The organism is Streptomyces sp. NPDC021212, from assembly GCF_044332925.1.
Lineage (GTDB): Bacteria > Actinomycetota > Actinomycetes > Streptomycetales > Streptomycetaceae > Streptomyces.
In genome coordinates this window covers 36,310-52,550 of record NZ_JBIRPZ010000013.1, presented here as the reverse complement: position 1 = coordinate 52,550, position 16,241 = coordinate 36,310, and the positions used below count along the sequence as shown (strand labels likewise).

13 protein-coding genes are annotated in these 16,241 nt (G+C 71.0%); 9 read left to right on the top strand and 4 right to left on the bottom strand.

Going from position 1 to position 16,241, the window contains the following annotated elements:
* Nucleotides 1-7 precede the first annotated feature (7 nt).
* From ACH4SI_RS31015 to ACH4SI_RS30990, 6 genes are all read left to right on the top strand, one after another.
* Complete coding sequence (locus tag ACH4SI_RS31015) at nt 8-298, top strand: YlxR family protein (RefSeq protein ID WP_398301503.1); 291 nt, start codon at nt 8-10, stop codon at nt 296-298.
* Nucleotides 299-444: 146 nt separating this feature from the next.
* Entirely contained in the window at nt 445-3,567 is a 3,123-nt protein-coding gene (gene infB, locus ACH4SI_RS31010) for a translation initiation factor IF-2 (RefSeq protein ID WP_398301501.1), read from the top strand.
* 122 nt (nt 3,568-3,689) lie between these two features.
* Nucleotides 3,690-3,986, top strand: coding sequence for a DUF503 domain-containing protein (locus ACH4SI_RS31005; RefSeq protein WP_398301498.1), 297 nt, complete (start codon nt 3,690-3,692; stop codon nt 3,984-3,986).
* A gap of 76 nt (nt 3,987-4,062) precedes the next feature.
* Nucleotides 4,063-4,557 (top strand): 30S ribosome-binding factor RbfA, encoded by a 495-nt coding sequence (gene rbfA / locus ACH4SI_RS31000; protein WP_398301496.1) that lies wholly within the window; start codon nt 4,063-4,065, stop codon nt 4,555-4,557.
* A complete protein-coding gene (truB, locus tag ACH4SI_RS30995) occupies nt 4,554-5,474 on the top strand; it encodes a tRNA pseudouridine(55) synthase TruB (RefSeq protein WP_398301494.1) in 921 nt (306 codons plus the stop codon). The genes rbfA and truB overlap by 4 nt, the downstream gene beginning before the upstream one ends.
* A gap of 121 nt (nt 5,475-5,595) precedes the next feature.
* Nucleotides 5,596-6,552: a bifunctional riboflavin kinase/FAD synthetase gene (locus ACH4SI_RS30990; protein WP_398301492.1), complete on the top strand. Its 957-nt coding sequence runs from the start codon at nt 5,596-5,598 to the stop codon at nt 6,550-6,552.
* An 85-nt stretch (nt 6,553-6,637) separates the two neighbouring features.
* Here the strand turns inward: ACH4SI_RS30990 and ACH4SI_RS30985 are convergent, their stop codons facing one another.
* From ACH4SI_RS30985 to eccE, 4 genes are all read right to left on the bottom strand, one after another.
* Nucleotides 6,638-9,634 (bottom strand): SCO5717 family growth-regulating ATPase, encoded by a 2,997-nt coding sequence (locus ACH4SI_RS30985; protein ID WP_398301490.1) that lies wholly within the window; start codon nt 9,632-9,634, stop codon nt 6,638-6,640.
* Between the two features lie 549 nt (nt 9,635-10,183).
* On the bottom strand, nt 10,184-10,414 hold the full coding sequence (locus ACH4SI_RS30980; protein WP_358633906.1) for a DUF397 domain-containing protein: 231 nt from the start codon (nt 10,412-10,414) through the stop codon (nt 10,184-10,186).
* A gap of 97 nt (nt 10,415-10,511) precedes the next feature.
* Nucleotides 10,512-11,306, bottom strand: coding sequence for a hypothetical protein (locus ACH4SI_RS30975; protein WP_398301487.1), 795 nt, complete (start codon nt 11,304-11,306; stop codon nt 10,512-10,514).
* Nucleotides 11,306-12,649 carry a type VII secretion protein EccE gene (gene eccE / locus ACH4SI_RS30970; RefSeq protein WP_398301485.1) on the bottom strand — a complete coding sequence of 448 codons (1,344 nt, stop codon included), beginning with the start codon at nt 12,647-12,649 and terminating at the stop codon, nt 11,306-11,308. The genes ACH4SI_RS30975 and eccE overlap by 1 nt, the downstream gene beginning before the upstream one ends.
* A gap of 180 nt (nt 12,650-12,829) precedes the next feature.
* On the opposite strand from eccE, the gene eccB reads away from it, so the two are divergent.
* The 3 genes from eccB (at nt 12,830) to ACH4SI_RS30955 (ending at nt 16,233) form a co-directional block, all read left to right on the top strand.
* Nucleotides 12,830-14,398 (top strand): type VII secretion protein EccB, encoded by a 1,569-nt coding sequence (gene eccB / locus ACH4SI_RS30965; RefSeq protein ID WP_398301483.1) that lies wholly within the window; start codon nt 12,830-12,832, stop codon nt 14,396-14,398.
* Nucleotides 14,399-14,413: 15 nt separating this feature from the next.
* The gene (mycP, locus tag ACH4SI_RS30960; RefSeq protein ID WP_398301481.1) at nt 14,414-15,685 is read left to right on the top strand and encodes a type VII secretion-associated serine protease mycosin; all 1,272 of its coding nucleotides are present in this window, start codon (nt 14,414-14,416) and stop codon (nt 15,683-15,685) included.
* A gap of 86 nt (nt 15,686-15,771) precedes the next feature.
* Complete coding sequence (locus ACH4SI_RS30955; protein ID WP_398301479.1) at nt 15,772-16,233, top strand: hypothetical protein; 462 nt, start codon at nt 15,772-15,774, stop codon at nt 16,231-16,233.
* The last annotated feature ends 8 nt before the right edge of the window (nt 16,234-16,241 follow it).

The following is a 16,241-nucleotide window of genomic DNA, read 5'->3' as shown; positions in this document are numbered from 1 at the left end:
TTAAGCAGTGTCTGGCCGCACGCGCGCTCGTGCCTGCCCTGAGAGAACCTGTGTGGGATGCCGGGATCGGGCGGCCAAAGACGATCTGCTGCGCATCGTGGCGGTCGAGGGCGTTTGCGTCCCCGATCGGCGCGGTACGCTGCCCGGTCGGGGAGCTTATCTGCACCCCACACGGGTCTGTTTCGACCTGGCGGTCCGCCGCCGGGCCTTTCCCCGGGCCTTCAGGGGACCGGGGGCGCTCGACACCACGGCACTGCGCCGTTATGTCGAGCACAAGGGTGAGCAGTCACCACCGTAAGAAGAACGGCACGGGACAACCGTGCGGTCAGGTACCTCGCGAGTCGGAAGTAGGTCGAGATTGCGATGAGCACTCGATGAGTACGCGATGAGTACGCCCATGAAGTAGCGACGGTCCGGCGGTAACCCGGACCTAAAAGGAGCGATGTGGCTAAGGTCCGGGTATACGAACTCGCCAAGGAGTTCGGCGTTGAGAGCAAGGTCGTCATGGCCAAGCTCCAGGAGCTCGGTGAATTCGTACGTTCGGCGTCCTCGACGATCGAGGCGCCGGTGGTCCGCAAGTTGACTGACGCTTTCCAGGGCGGCAACGGCTCCGGCCGTGCCTCCGGCAAGCCCTCGGCGCCGCGCAAGGCGACGCCCAAGCCCCCGACGCCGGGTCCGGCGTCGGCGGCCCGTCCCGCTGCCCCGAAGCCCCCGACGCCCGGCCCCAAGCCGGCCGCCGCCGAGGGCCCGAGCAGCACGCCGTCCGCGGCGCCCACTCCGGGCCCGCGCCCGACCCCGGGCGCCCGCCCGACTCCCGGCCCCAAGCCGGGTCCGGCGCAGCCCGCGGCTCCGGCGCAGCCCGAGTTCACGGCCCCGCCGGCCACCCCCGGCCCCAAGCCCTCCCCGGCCAAGCCGGGCGCGCCCAAGCCGGGCGCGACGCCCGGTCCGCGCCCCGGCGCCCGTCCCGGCCCCGGTGGCCAGGGTGGTCAGGGCCAGGGCGGTCAGGGTGGCCAGGGCGGCCAGGGTCAGGGCGGCCAGGGCGGCCGTTCCGGCGCCCCGCGTCCGGGGCAGGAGCGCCCGCGTCCGGGCGGCGGCCGTCCGTCCGGTCCGCGTCCGGGTAACAACCCCTTCACCTCCGGTGGCTCCACCGGCATGGCGCGCCCGCAGGCGCCCCGTCCCGGCGGCGGCGCCCGTCCCGGCCCCGGTGGCCAGGGCGGTGCCGGTCCGCGTCCGCAGGGCGGCGGCCAGGGTGGTCCCGGTGCGGGCCGCGGCCAGGGTGGCGGCGGTCCCCGTCCCACTCCGGGTTCGATGCCGCGTCCGCAGGGCGCCCAGGGTGGCGGACCCCGTCCCGGCGGCGGCTCCGCCGGCCCGCGCCCGAACCCGGGCATGATGCCGCAGCGTCCGGCCGCGGGTCCGCGTCCGGGCCCCGGCGGCGGTGGCGGTCGCGGTCCCGGCGGTGCCGGTCGTCCCGGTGGCGGCGGTGGCCGTCCGGGTGGCGGCGGCGGTTTCGCCGGTCGTCCCGGTGGCGGCGGCGGTGCCGGTCGTCCGGGTGGCGGCGGCGGTTTCGCCGGTCGTCCCGGTGGCGGCGGTGGCCGTCCGGGCTTCGGCGGTCGTCCGGGTGGTCCCGGCGGCCGTGGTGGTACGCAGGGTGCGTTCGGCCGTCCCGGCGGTCCGGCGCGTCGTGGCCGTAAGTCGAAGCGGCAGAGGCGCCAGGAGTACGAGGCCATGCAGGCCCCGTCCGTCGGCGGCGTGATGCTGCCGCGCGGCAACGGCCAGACGGTCCGGCTGTCGCGGGGTGCGTCGCTCACCGACTTCGCGGAGAAGATCAACGCCAACCCGGCGTCGCTCGTCGCCGTGATGCTCAACCTCGGCGAGATGGTCACCGCGACCCAGTCCGTCTCCGACGAGACGCTGCAGCTCCTCGCCGACGAGATGAACTACGTCGTCGAGATCGTCAGCCCGGAGGAGGAGGACCGCGAGCTTCTCGAGTCCTTCGACATCGAGTTCGGCGAGAACGAGGGCGGCGAGGAGATGCTCGTCGCGCGTCCGCCGGTGGTGACCGTCATGGGTCACGTCGACCACGGTAAGACGCGACTGCTGGACGCGATCCGCAAGACCAACGTGGTCGCGGGCGAGGCCGGCGGCATCACCCAGCACATCGGTGCGTACCAGGTCTCGACCGAGGTCAACGACGAAGAGCGCAGGATCACCTTCATCGACACCCCGGGTCACGAGGCGTTCACCGCCATGCGTGCCCGTGGTGCCAAGTCGACCGACATCGCGATCCTCGTGGTGGCGGCCAACGACGGTGTGATGCCCCAGACGATCGAGGCGCTGAACCACGCCAAGGCGGCCGACGTGCCGATCGTGGTCGCGGTCAACAAGATCGACGTCGAGGGCGCGGACCCGACCAAGGTGCGCGGTCAGCTGACCGAGTACGGCCTGGTGGCCGAGGAGTACGGCGGCGACACCATGTTCGTCGACATCTCCGCCCGTCAGGGTCTGAACATCGACGAACTGCTCGAGGCCGTGGTCCTCACCGCGGACGCCTCGCTCGACCTGCGCGCCAACGCGGAGCAGGACGCGCAGGGCATCGCGATCGAGGCGCACCTGGACCGCGGCCGCGGCGCCGTGGCCACCGTGCTGGTCCAGCGCGGCACCCTGCGGGTCGGCGAGACGATGGTCGTCGGCGATGCGTACGGCCGCGTCCGGGCGATGCTCGACGACAACGGCAACCAGCTCCAGGAGGCGGGTCCCTCGACCCCGGTCCTGGTGCTCGGTCTGACCAACGTGCCGGGCGCGGGCGACAACTTCCTCGTCGTCGACGAGGACCGCACCGCCCGTCAGATCGCCGAGAAGCGCGCCGCGCGCGAGCGCAACGCCGCCTTCGCCAAGCGCACCCGCCGGGTCTCCCTGGAGGACCTGGACAAGGTGCTCAAGGCCGGTCAGGTCCAGCAGCTCAACCTCATCATCAAGGGCGACGCGTCCGGTTCGGTGGAGGCTCTCGAGTCCTCGCTGCTCCAGCTCGACGTCGGCGAAGAGGTCGATCTGCGCGTCCTGCACCGCGGCGTCGGTGCGGTCACCGAGACCGACATCGACCTGGCGACCGGCTCCGACGCCATCGTCATCGGCTTCAACGTGCGCGCCGACGGGCGTGCCACGCAGATGGCCGAGCGCGAGGGCGTGGACGTCCGCTACTACTCGGTCATCTACCAGGTGATCGAGGAGATCGAGGCGGCCCTCAAGGGCATGCTCAAGCCGGAGTACGAAGAGGTCGAGCTGGGCACGGCAGAGATCCGCGAGGTCTTCCGCTCGTCCAAGCTGGGCAACATCGCGGGTGTGCTCATCCGCTCCGGCGAGGTCAAGCGGAACACCAAGGCCCGCCTCGTCCGCGACGGCAAGGTCATCGCGGAGAACCTCAACATCGAGGGCCTGCGCCGCTTCAAGGACGACGTCACCGAGATTCGCGAAGGCTTCGAGGGCGGTATCAACCTCGGCAGCTACAACGACATCAAGATCGACGACGTCATCGCGACGTACGAGATGCGCGAGAAGCCGCGCGGCTGACGCGCTGCCTCTCATCCGGGGCCGGTCGGCGGAGAATTTCCGTCGATCGGCCCCGGCCCTTGCGTGTACGGTTCGAGAAGTCTCAACCTCGAAGGCCCCACGGGTGGCTTGACCCGGACTGCATGTATGTAGGGACGTTGTCCTTCGACCTGCTCCTCGGCGACATACGGTCGCTGAAGGAGAAGCGCTCCGTCGTCCGCCCGATCGTCGCCGAGCTGCACCGCAAGTACGCGGTGAGCGTGGCGGAGGTCGGCGACCAGGACCTCTACCGCAGGGCCGAGATCGGCCTCGCGGCGGTCTCCGGGGACGCGGGCCACCTCCGGGACGTCCTCGACCGCTGCGAGCGGCTGGTCGCGGCGCGGCCGGAGGTGGAGCTGCTGTCGGTACGACGGCGGCTCCACGGCGGCGACGACGAGTGAGGGCCGGGGACCGGCGATCGGCCGATGACCGTCCCTGACCATCGATGACTGAAGCGAAGAAGAGAGAAGAAGACGCATGACCGACACCGCGCGGGCACGCAAGCTGGCGGACCGCATCCGGGTCGTGGTCGCGGAGACGCTGCAGCGGCGGATCAAGGACCCGCGGCTCGGCTATGTGACCATCACCGACACCCGGATCACCGGTGATCTGCGGGAGGCGACCGTCTTCTACACGGTCTACGGCGACGACGAGGAGCGCGCGGCATCGGCCGCCGCCCTGGAGAGCGCCAAGGGCGTGCTGCGGTCGGAGGTCGGACGGCAGACCGGGGTGCGGTTCACCCCGACCCTGACGTTCGTCCCTGACGCGCTGCCGGACAACGCCCGTACGATCGACGACCTGCTCGCCAAGGCCAAGGCGGCCGACGCCGAGGTCCGGGAGGCGTCCTCGGGCGCCACGTACGCCGGTGACGCCGATCCGTACCGCAAGCCCGGCGAGGAGGCCGAGGCGGACGACGAGTCTCCTTCCGACGGCTCGGACAGCTCCGACGGCAAGGGCTCCGCGGGCGCATGACACGCAAGGGCAGGGCCGGCTCCGGTGCGCCGGACGGCCTCGTGATCGTCGACAAACCGGCCGGGTTCACCTCGCACGACGTCGTCGCCAAGATGCGCCGCTTCGCCGGTACGCGCCGGGTCGGGCACGCCGGGACGCTGGACCCGATGGCCACGGGCGTGCTCGTGATCGGCGTCGAGAAGGCGACCCGGCTGCTCGGCCATCTGGCGCTGACCGAGAAGGAGTACACGGCCACGATCCGGCTCGGCCGGACCACGGTCACCGACGACGCCGAGGGGGAGATCACCTCCTCGGACGGCGCGGCCGGGACCGCGCTCGACGCCGTGCGGACCGGGATCGACGAGCTGACCGGCGACATCCAGCAGGTGCCGTCCAAGGTCAGCGCCATCAAGATCGACGGCAAGCGGTCCTACACCCGGGCCCGGGAGGGCGAGGAGTTCGAGATCCCGGCCCGGCCGGTCACCGTGTCGTCATTCGTCCTCCACGAGGCCCGCGAGGCGAAGGCGGAGGACGGCACCCCCGTCCTCGACCTCGACGTCACGGTCGTGTGCTCCTCGGGCACGTACATCCGCGCCCTGGCCCGCGACCTCGGCGCCGGGCTCGGCACCGGCGGACATCTGACGGTGCTGCGCCGCACCCGGGTCGGCCCGTACGGGCTGGGGGCCGCGCGGACGCTGGAGCAGCTGGAGGAGTCCCTCCAGATCATGCCCATCGCCGAGGCCGCGGCCGCCGCCTTCCCGCGCTGGGACGTCGACGCGCACCAGGCCCGGCTGCTGGGCAACGGCGTACGGATCGACATGCCGCCCCGCGAGGGCGCCGGAGCGGGCCCGGTGGCGGTCTTCGGGCCGGACGGGCGTTTCCTGGCCCTGGTGGAGGAGTCGAAGGGCAAGGCCAAGAGCCTCGCCGTCTTCGTATGAGGGTTCCGCGAGTCCCCCGCCGACCGGCCTCCGGTGCACGGCGGGGGCGGGCGGCATGGCAGTCTTAGATCTGCGAAAGCGATAAGTCGGCAGTCAAAGGTTCGGGCGAGGAGCGGGCATAGTGCAGCGCTGGCGTGGCTTGGAGGACATCCCCGAGGACTGGGGGCGCAGCGTCGTCACAATCGGTTCCTACGACGGAGTGCACCGCGGGCATCAGCTGATCATCGGCCGCGCGGTGGCCCGCGCGCGGGAGCTGGGCGTACCGGCGGTCGTGGTCACCTTCGACCCCCATCCGAGCGAGGTCGTGCGGCCCGGCAGCCATCCGCCGCTGCTCGCCCCGCACCAGCGGCGTGCGGAGCTGATGGCGGCGCTGGGCGTGGACGCGGTGCTGATCCTTCCGTTCACCCAGGAGTTCTCGCGGCTCACCCCCGCCGACTTCGTGGTGAAGGTGCTGGTCGACAAGCTCCACGCGCGCGTCGTGGTGGAGGGCCCCAACTTCCGGTTCGGCCACCGGGCCGCCGGAAACGTCGACTCGCTGCGCGAGCTGGGCACCACGTACGACTACGAGGTCGAAGTGATCGATCTGTACGAGCGCGGCGCGGCGGGCGGCGGCGAGCCGTTCTCGTCCACCCTGGTGCGCAGGCTGGTCGCGGAGGGGGACGTCACGGGCGCCATGGAGGTCCTGGGGCGGCCGCACCGCGTCGAGGGCGTCGTGGTCCGCGGCGCGCAGCGCGGCCGCGAACTGGGCTTCCCCACGGCCAATCTGGAGACACTGCCGCACACCGCGATCCCGGCCGACGGCGTCTACGCGGGCTGGCTGACGGCCGAGGGCGAGTCCATGCCGGCGGCCATCTCGGTCGGCACCAACCCGCAGTTCAACGGCACCGAGCGGACCGTGGAGGCGTACGCGATCGACCGGGTCGGTCTGGATCTGTACGGGCTCCATGTCGAGGTGGACTTCCTCTCCTTCCTGCGCGGCCAGGAGAAGTTCGACTCGATCGAGGCGCTGCTGGAGCGGATGGCGGCCGATGTGAAGCGGGCGAGCGAGCTGGTGGAGGAGTACGACAGCCACCGCTGACGCTCCCCCCCCGTGTACGAACGGCGATCGCCCCGCCGGACCGGTGGAACCACCGGTCCGGCGGGGCGATCGCCGTTCGTACGGGCTACTGCGGGGGCGGGGGCGGCGGCTGATGCTGCCACGGCTGCCCCTCTTGCTGAGGCGGCTGCGGCCGGCCCTGTGGCTGCCCCTGTCCCTGCTGTGGGCCGGGCGGCCACGGCTGGCCGGGCTGGGGCTGCTGCCCCTGGTTCGGCTGCTGCGGAGGCTGCCAGCCCTGCTGCGGCCCGGGCTGACCGGGCTGACCGGGGTGGCCCTGCTGGGGGTATCCCGGGTGCTGCGGCGGAGGTCCCTGTTGCGGATAGCCGTACCCGTACGGCGGCGGCTGCTGGCCCTGCTGCTGCGGCGCGTACGCCCCCGGGTAGGGCTGCTGGCCCTGCCCGGGCAGCGGCGGGGCCATCTGCGGCGGCTGGGCGCCGCCGTCGGCCGTCCACAGTCCCTGCGCCTGCTGCGCGCGGGAGAAGTCCTCGGCGACCATGGCGGAGAGGTTGAAGTACGCCTCCCGGGTCTTCGGGCGCATCATCTCGAGGTCCACCTCGGCGCCCGCCGACAGATGCTCGTCGAACGGCACGACGACCACCCCGCGGCAGCGGGTCTCGAAGTGCGACACGATGTCCTCGACCTTGATCATCTTTCCGGTCTCGCGGACCCCCGAGATGACCGTGATGGAGCGCTGGACGAGGTCGGCGTAGCCGTGCGCGGACAGCCAGTCGAGCGTGGTGCTCGCGCTGCTCGCACCGTCCACGGAGGGCGTGGAGATGATGATCAGCTGGTCGGCGAGGTCGAGCACTCCGCGCATCGCGCTGTAGAGCAGACCGGTGCCCGAGTCGGTGAGGATGATCGGGTACTGCTTGCCCAGGATGTCGATCACGCGGCGGTAGTCGTCGTCGTTGAAGGTCGTCGAGACCGCCGGGTCCACGTCGTTGGCGAGGATCTCAAGACCGGAGGCCGCCTGCGAGGTGAACCGCCGGATGTCCATGTAGCTGTTGAGGTACGGGATCGCGGTGACCAGGTCGCGGATGGTCGCGCCGGTCTCGCGCCGCACCCGGCGGCCGAGCGTGCCCGCGTCGGGGTTGGCGTCGATCGCGATGACCTTGTCCTGGCGCTCGGTGGCCAGGGTCGAGCCGAGCGCGGTGGTCGTCGTGGTCTTGCCGACGCCGCCCTTGAGGCTGATCACCGCGATGCGGTAGCACGAGAGCACCGGGGTACGGATCAGCTCCAGCTTGCGCTGCCGCTCCGCCTCCTCCTTCTTGCCGCCGAGCTTGAACCGCGAGCCGGCGGTGTTGTTCTTCTTGGGCTTCTGCTTCCCGCGGATGAGCCGGTCCGACGACAGCTCGACCGCCGCCGTGTACCCGAGCGGGGCGCCCGCGTTGCCCTGCCCGGCGCTCGGGCGCGGCCGCTGGTCGGGCGTGGCGACGGGCCAGCCGCCCGTACGGGGGTCGGCCGGAGCGGCGGCGTCGGGGCGCGGGTACCCGTAGCCGTCCTGCGGCTGTGGCTGCTGCGGCTGTTGGGGCTGTGGCTGCTGCGGGGCGTGCGGCGGGTACGGCCCCTGGCCCTGCTGGGGACCGGGGTACGGCTGCTGCTGCCCGGGCGCGCCCGCGTCGGGGCGTGGATAGCCGTAGCCGTCCGGCGCGGGCGCCGGGGGCTGCCCGGCCTGCGGGTACCCGTACTGCGGGGCCTGCGGGGCCGGGGGAGGAGCCTGGGGCCCCTGCGGAGCCTGCGGGTTCTGCGCACTCTGCGGCCCCTGCGGACCAGGCGCGGCGGGGCCGGGCGCGGGAGGACCGGGCGTAGCAGGGCCCGGAGCGGCGGGACCGGCAGGGCCCGGAGCGGTAGGACCGGGCGCGGCAGGGCCCGGCGCGGCGGGACCGGGCGCGGCGGGACCGCCCTGAGGGTAACCACCCTGCGGGGCAGCCGCATTCGGTGCCCCGGGCGGACCCTGCGCGCCCGCCGCCGGCGGCGCCCAGGGACCGGCCTGCGGCGGCAGCGGGCCACCGGCCGCGCCGGGCCCGCTCGTACGCTGCTCCGGGACCTGGCCCGGGCCACCGCCCGTACCGCCCGACTCCGGAGCGGCCGGCTGGAAGTCCGGCGGCAGCGGCGGCAGCCCGGACTGCGGAGCGGCGGGCGGCGCCCAGCCGCTGCCAGTCCCCTGTGACGGCGTGGAGTCGGGCGCCGAGTCCTGCCGCTCACCCTCGGCGCTCGCCGCCTTGGCGCGCTCCTCGGCCTCCTGGCGCAGCGATGCCGCGGAGAAGCGCATGGTGCCCTCGCTGCGCACCTCACCGCTCCCGGCCTCGGCATCGCCGTCCGCCCCGGCGGCGCCGGATTCCGCGTCGGCGGCCTGCTTTCGCTCCGCGATCTCGCGCCGCAGCGAGGCGGTGGAGAACCGCACCGTGGAACTGCCCGCCACGGCACCGCTGTCGGGCGCCTCGGCGTCACCGTTGGCATCGACCTCGGGGGCGGCGGCCGGCGGGGCCGGGGGCGCGGCGGGCGCCAGCGCGTAGTCGTCGTCCTCGGCGGCGTCGGGAAGGTCGGACGCATGCTGCTCGACCCGGTCGCCTCCCCGCTCGCCGTCGTTACCCGTCGCGGCGTCAGCGGGAGCGGGAGCGGCCGGGTTCGGGGAGAAACCGGGCAATGAGGGTGTTCCGTCGTTCTGGTCGCCCCGCGGCCTGGCCTCCGCCTCCGCACGGCCGGCGTCCTCGGTCGTCCCGTCCGGCGCGGCCTGGTGCACGGAAGCATCAGCCTGCGCGGGCTCTGGGGAAGGCGCCGCGGGCGGAGGCGTCCACGCCTCCGGGAAGCCCACCGGCTCCGGCGGCCCGGGCACGGGTACCGGGTCGCCGACCGGCGGCGGGGGCGGCGGAGGCGGCGTCGCCCCGCTCCCCGTGTCCGCCCCGGTCCCCGCGGCGGGCGCCGACGGCGAAGCGTTCTGCGTGTACCAGGCAGGTGGGGTGTAGTCGATGGTGAACTCGCCCGTGTGCTCGGTCTCGGCGTCGGACCGATCATCGCCGGGTGTGGTTCCGCCCGTGCGGATCTCGTCCCGATCGCTGCTCACAATGCCTCCTGGTGTGGTCGAACACCCTTGAAATTCATGGCGAGGCCGATCTGTTGCCGATCGCTACTGTCGTCCGACCGTTCGGCTTTCCCCTTTTGTGACGCCGGGGACCCCTGATCAGGTTCGTCACCGTGCACACACCAAGCCTAATCACCATGCGCGGCCCTATGGCAGGCCCTCCCGCTACTCGCCCTGTCCGCTACCTCACGGCCTTCCGGAGGGTCCGTGCCCAGGCCGCGCCGGACGACCGTGGGACCACCGGGTAGGGGCCCATGACCTGTCGATAATCGCACGGCAGGGTACGAGATCCCGCCACTGCGCACCCGTCGGCAAGGTGAGAGGCAAGGCCGTCCGGGAAGAAATCGCCGCGCGCGAGGGCGACAGCGGCGGAATGAGGGCAAAAGCGGTGGAAAGTGATGGACCGCGTACATCGGCGGCAGGTACGCCGCGAAGGAGAAGTATCCGGTGGCCTGCCCCTGACTCCGGCCTTCCACCATCAAGGGGGCGTACCCCATGGTGTCCGCCCCCTCAACCCGTCACCGAACCGGTTCAGCGCACGTCGAACTCACCGTCACGCGCACCGAGCACGAACGCACGCCACTCGGCCTCCGTGTAGCGCAGCACCGTGCCGGGGTCGGCGGAATTCCGCATGGCCACGGCGCCGTTCGGCAGATAAGCGATCTCCACACGTTCTTCGGTGGTGCTGTCCGGCGCGCTGTGCCACGTGACATCGGAGATGTCGAGCGCGTACAGCTCAGCCTTCTCTTTGGCGTCAGCCATCGGTGGAGAATCCCTTCCCGTTACTGCGGGCGCACGCGCCCGCACAGACCTTGCCGACAGTCTCATCCACCCCGTACCCGGCGGCAATCGAACACCGTCAGTCCATCCGCCGAGCCGCCCCCAGCAGGCCGGATTCCACGTCGGTCGGATGCGTCGCCACGTACACCCGCGACTGACGATCACACCAAAGAGTGACTCCGTCCGGCAGGGCGGACAGCGACTCGACGTCTGCCGACGGCAGCCCCATGATCCGCCCCACTTGGGCGGCCTCATCAGGAGACACCCGCTGGATGCCGACCAGGTCGGCGTTCTCCAGCAACCGCGGGGCGACCGGGCTGAGGTACGGCAACAGGGTCAGCACCGACTGCCAGGGAGCCGATGTCACCCGCCCGCGCGGTGGTCGCATACCCGCGTCACGGATCACCAGTACCGGGCTGCCGATCGAGGGCCCCTGCGGTGGCACCCGGCCCACGTCATGCAGCGTGAGGCTCTGGTGGCCGCTGTTCGCCGCCTGCGCCAGCGATGTCCACATGTGCTGGCGACCGGTCTCGACGGTGACCCGGGCGCCCGTGGCGACCGTGCGCAACCCGATCACTTGCGCCGTCCACAGCCCCCCGATCAGCGCGACGTTGAAGGGCATGGGGCGGTGCAGGCCGAGCACGGCGGGTTGGTCACGAGCACCGATCCCGATGATCACGCCGTCGTCGCCGACGGGCAGCGTCAGCGCGTCGAACTCCTCCGGGGACAGCTCGTGCCGCTGCCGCCGCGGCCCGATGAGTCCGAACCCCCTCCGCTGCCTGCGTGGCGCGGCGTCCGCCTGACCGGAAGGCTGGTCGGGCCCGGTTGCCGAGGCGGGCGACGGCCCGTTGAAGACGCTCGTGGGCGTGGCCATCAGCGAGTCCCTCCCAGGGGCAGAGTGGCGAGCACACCGGGCACTTGCTCGCGATCCAGCCGTACGAGCCCCATCCTCACCCCTCGAGCGGTGCGCTGCAGCTCCCGCCGCAAAGCGACCAGGTCATCCGCGCTGCGGCCGGTGATCCGTACGTGCCCGGCCATCGTCGGGGCGTGCCGACCGCCCTGCGTGCCGCCCCGACGCAGGGTGAGGCTCAGGGTTGTCGCGAGTGCGGGCAGCGACGTCAGCAGTGCCGCCAACTGAGGCAGTGGCGTGCTGCCCGGCCCCAGCTGCGGCCAGCGGCCGATCCAGTACGTGGTGTGCCAGCGGTCGTCGCAGCGCCAGGCCCGTGCGCTCTCCAGCGTGCGCCGGTTGTGCGTGTTCGTCTGCCGGGCCTGTGCGGTGGCCCTCGGATTCACGCTCGCCGCGGTCGCGACCGCGGCGGTCACGCCCTCCTCCGACAGGAGCGTCACGCGGAAACCAGCCCCTTGGAGCCTGCTCGACAACTGATCCGCGGCACGCAGCACGCACCGCTGTGCGCCTTCCATGCCCCCGCCGCGCGCGGCAACGGCCTCCGGGCACAGCTCCGGATCGAACTTCAGGGCCACCCAGGTCAGACGGATCGAGGGTGCGCCGGTCCGTTCCTGCAGCGGCGCGTAGTTGCGCACGGGGACGGTCTGTGCCGACAGGTCGGGCGTGGGCGCGGGCAGTGCGTGCTGCACGACCTGCACCGACTCCAGGAGAATGCCGTCGACGTCCATGGCGTCGCGCAGCAGCGCCAACGGCAGGGGGGACTGCGAGCGTTGCGGACGCAGCGGCGAGTCCACCGCCTCGACCTGCAGCACGGTGGTCAGGAAGGTGCCGTCCCCGACCAGGCCGACAGCCCGCCGCTCCCGATCGGTGAACGTAAGGGTGTGCAGGGCCGGTTCGCACTCCACGGCGGGAGTGAAGCCGGGGTCCGCGTCCGCGTCGACCGGCTTCGAGGCCTGTCGCTGCCGTGCGCGCAGCGCACTCGCGGTGCTCAGCCACTCCGGTACCGGCTGCTGATGACGGCGGAGCACGGCAAGGAGTACGAGGATCACGCCGATGACCGAGGCGGGCACCAGGAGCAGCTTGTCGATGATCCAGGCGACGAGCACGAGCGCGGCCGCCACTTCCACCAGCACGAGCTGCTGCAGCCGCACGGGCCCCAAGCTGCCCGGACGGGACATCAGCCGCGGAGTGACGGAGGCCGCGGCCGCCCCCTCCGGGGGAGTCGGGGCAGGTGATCCGGAGCCGTATCCGCTCGGCGTTCGTCGGCCGGACGCGCTCCTCGCGCTGCGTCCGCGCGTGGCGGCAGCCATCCCCGTCAGCCCCTTAAAGTCAAACCCGCCCGAACAGCCCGGGCGTTGAGTGTGCTCACGTGTGTCCCCGGGCTCCATGAGTCAATTCACTACCGGCATAGTAGAGGGTCGGTACGACACCAGGACCGAGGGCAGGCCACCTGACTACCGAGGCCGAAAACCGGGGAGAAGCGGCTAAACATGGCATCACGGCGGGATGAACTCAACGCCTATACCTTTGCGAAGAAGCGGACAGTCGCCGCATTTCTGCAACCCACGCCCAGCGGTACCGAGGAGGGCGCGCCGCGTCCAGTGCGGGCGGCCCTCCCCGGCGTCATCGTCGGCGCCCTGATTCTCGCGGGGTTCGGGGCCTGGGGGATGTTCAAGCCCGTCGCCCCGAAGGGCTGGGACGACGTCGCCTCCCATGTCATCGTGGGCAGTGATTCGACCACCCGGTACGTCGTCCTGAAGACCGACGGGAAGGTCCAGCTCCACCCGGTACTCAATTTCGCCTCCGCCAAGCTCCTCCTCGAGCCGGAAAAGTCGTCCACCATCCTCAAGGTGAAGGAGTCCGAGCTGGACAACGGGCACATCCCGCGCGGCCCTACCATCGGTATCCCGTACGCACCGGACCGCTTGCCTGCGAACGATGAGGCGAAGCGGCAAAAGGCGTGGGCGGTCTGCGAACAGCCGGGCGGCAATGGGAAGACCACGCAAAAGGCGGTCTTCGTTTTCTCGGAACGTGACCCCAAGCTGAAGAAGCTGCGTGGCCCCCAGGCGCTGCGGGGTGGCCAGGCCCTCTACGTACAGGGCCAGGACGGCGCCCGTTATGTGGTGTCCCCGAGCGGCACCAAGTATCTGATCGGCGGCCCGGACTGGAAGCAGAAGCCCACCGCGGACATGAGTCTCCTGCTTCGCTCGATCTTCCATGACGGCGCACAGCCCCAGCAGGTGACCAGCGACTGGCTGGGCACCCTCCGGGACGGCTCCCCTATCGACTTCCCGCAGGTCCCGGGCTCGATCGGCGGCGACGCCGGAATCCCGAGCCTGGGCGAGAAGGCCAACCGGGTCGGCATGGTCATCGAGGCGCCGAGCGGAACCGGAACGCAGAAGTACGTGGTGCTGCGGGGCAAGGTGCAGCGTGTCTCGGAGTTCGTCGCCAAGCTCCTCATGCGCAGCAAGAGCTCCATCAATGACGCGAGTTCGGCGGTGCGCGTGAAACCGGGCTCGTTCAACCCGGACCCCGACGAGTTCTACGGCACGTACCACTGGCCCGGCGAAATCCCGGAGCAGTCCAACTCCGTCGACCGCGCTGCGGGCGGGAGTACCCGCGACACCAGCTGCAACATCTTCAACGGAGTGACCCCCAAGGGTGATCCGAAACTGACCACCTGGGCCGGCACGAACTTCCCCGCCACCATCCCGGACGGTGCCACCAGCGCCTACGTCACTCCGGGGTCGGGGCTCCTCTACCGCCAGGTCACCGGTCGCCAGGTCAAGGACGGACCGGTCTTCCTGGTGACGGACACCGGCCTTCGGTACGCGGTTCCGTCCAACAACGACAGTGATTCGGGGAAGTCGAAGATCGGCGGGGAGGACAAGTCCGAGAAGGCCGCGACCGCCCAGTCCCAGGAGAATGTGAACAGGGCTCAGCGGAGCCTGGGTTATGAGAGCGTGAAACCAGTTCCGGTGCCTGCCAACTGGTCCGGGTTCCTTCCGACGGGGCCACGGCTCGATTACAACAGCGCCAGGCAGCCGCAGGGGTCGTGAGACATGGGGCACTCGATGAACACGAAGTCGGTATGCGCCCTGTCGGCGGCCACGATCCTCACAGCACTGACCGCGGCAGCCGGCCCGCCCCCGGCGGTGTCGGCGCCGCGCGTCCAGAACATGTCCCTCTCGGGCAGCGGTGAATGCACCTACCCCGCCAAGCAGATCAAGGGCACGCCCTGGTCGCTGCAACGTGTTCTCCTCGATCAGCTGTGGCAGGACACCAAGGGGAAGGACGCCGAGGGCCGTCCCGTCAAGGTCGCGGTGATCGACACCGGGGTGGACAACACCAATCGACAGCTCAAGGACGCGGTCGACACCAAGGACGGTGGCGAGGTCCGCAAGGGCGGCAAGAAGAGCTTGTCCAAGGGGAAGAAGGGCGACGGCACGGACGATTCGGTCGGCCATGGCACCAAGGTGGCCGGCATCATCGCGGCACGTCCTCACTCCGGCACCGGATTCGTCGGCATCGCACCCGAAGCCAAGATCATTCCGATTCGGCAGAACGACGAAAAGGGCTCCGGCACGACCGACACGATGGCCATCGCCATCGACCGGGCGGTCCAGGCGGGGGCCGGCGTCATCAACATCTCGCAGGACACCGTCAAACCGCTCGAGGGCAACAACAAACTCCAGCAGGCGGTCCAGGGCGCGCTGAACGCGAATGTCGTCGTGGTCGCCTCGGCCGGGAACGACGGACTCGACGGCAAGGTCAAGAAGACCTACCCGGCCGCCTACGACGGCGTCCTCGCCGTCGGCGCCTCGGACCGCAACAACGAGCGCGCCCCCTTCTCCCAGTCCGGCAACTTCGTCGATGTGGCCGCGCCCGGTGTCGAAATGGTCTCCACGGTCCCCAAGGGCGGCCAGTGCGTCGACAACGGCACCAGCTTCTCCGCGCCCTACGTCGCCGGAGTCGCGGCTCTCATCCGGGCCAAGCACCCCGACTGGAAGCAGCACCAGGTGGTCGCCCAGATTGAGCAGACAGCCGAACGGGTGGTCAACCATCACGACAGGTTCACTGGTTGGGGCGTCGTCGACCCCGTCCGCGCCCTCACCGAGGACGACGCCCCCATCGACCGCGTCAACCTCGACAAAGGCGCCGACCACAACGCCAAGGCCCCCGACGCGACGCCCATGGCCCTGGGCGAGACCCCCCAGGAGCGGAAGGAACGCCTCGCGACCTACACCCTGGGCGGCGCCGCCGTCCTCATCGCCTTCCTCGCGGGCAGTGCGGCGGTCGTCAACGAACGGAATCGCCGCCGCCGTTCATCCGCCCCATCTGAGTAAAAGTACTCATGGGCTTGTCTGACCTCGGCCGTACACTGAGCGCTTTGTGGTCATCGTGAACTGTGCAACAGGGGGATGGGGAGAGGATGTCGTCATTCGAGGCGGAGTGGGCCCAGATGAAGCGCGAGTCGTCCGGTGACACCGGGATGAGCCTCGCGAGCGCCGACAACAAGCCCGACTGGGGGCAAGGGGGCGCGGGCGGGGTGAAGTCCAGCAAGAAGGCATGGACGACAGCGGGCAGTGATGTGGGCAAACTCCGGGGAGACATCAAGACGGCTCTGACGACGCTGGAGGAAGACCAGGCATCCTTAGGCGCCGGCAGCGACTCCGGGAGCATCCAGAGCGCAGCGGCCCAGCGTGAGCTGTACAGCTCCTGGAAGCGCTATCTGAACGGTGTGAGCGGGAAGTGTGGTGCGGTCCAAGACCGCATGCAGCAGGCAGGGGAACACCAGTACAAGAACGATGAGGCCATCAAGTGTGCCTTTGACGGGATGGATGTCGTCTACGACGACACCAAGCCCGTCGGTGGCGAGAGCCGGGGTCGGTGACGCGGCCT